The organism is Caulobacter sp. P4_E5 (genome assembly GCF_056401555.1).
In genome coordinates, this window is the sequence record NZ_JBFUJD010000169.1 from 1 (window position 1) to 637 (window position 637).

The following is a 637-nucleotide window of genomic DNA, read 5'->3' on the forward strand; positions in this document are numbered from 1 at the left end:
ACGAACGAGTTTCATGGTTTTTCCTTTTGATGAATCAGGTGAAGGTTAATAAGTAGAACGTCCGCCCGATAGGTCGAAGACGGCGCCGGTGGAAAAAGAGCACTCTTCGGTGCAAAGCCAGCTCACCATGGCGGCCACCTCATCGGGCGTGCCGAAGCGGCCCATGGGGATTTTGGACAGCATGAACTGTATGAACTCCGGCGTCATCTRCTCAAAAATCGGCGTCTTGACGGCGGCCGGCGTGACGCAGTTGACGCTCACGCCAGTGTCGGCGAGTTCCTTGCCCAACGATTTGGTCAGGGCGATCACCGCGGCCTTGCTGGCGCTGTAGGCGCTGGCATTCGGGTTGCCCTCCTTGCCGGCGACCGAGGCGATGTTGACGATGCGCCCGTAGTTGCGCGCGCGCATGTGCGGCACCACTTCGCGGCAGCAGAAGAACAGCCCGTTGAGGTTGACCTGCTGCACCTGCATCCACTGCTCGGGCGGATAGTCCCAGAGCTTGACGTTGGGGCCGGTGATGCCGGCCGAGTTGACCAGGGCATCAATGGCCGGGTTGTGGGCAACCGTCTGTTTGACCGCTTCCACCACGCTGGCATGGCTGCTGACATCGACGGCCACGGTGTGCACACCCGCACCC

Annotated in this window: 1 protein-coding gene; it reads right to left on the reverse strand. The window is 61.3% G+C overall.

The features are described from left to right. Positions 1 to 45: 45 nt before the first annotated feature. Positions 46 to 637 (reverse strand): SDR family NAD(P)-dependent oxidoreductase (locus tag AC1DSO_RS24770; RefSeq protein WP_477071332.1); only part of this gene is annotated, 592 nt, incomplete at its 5' end.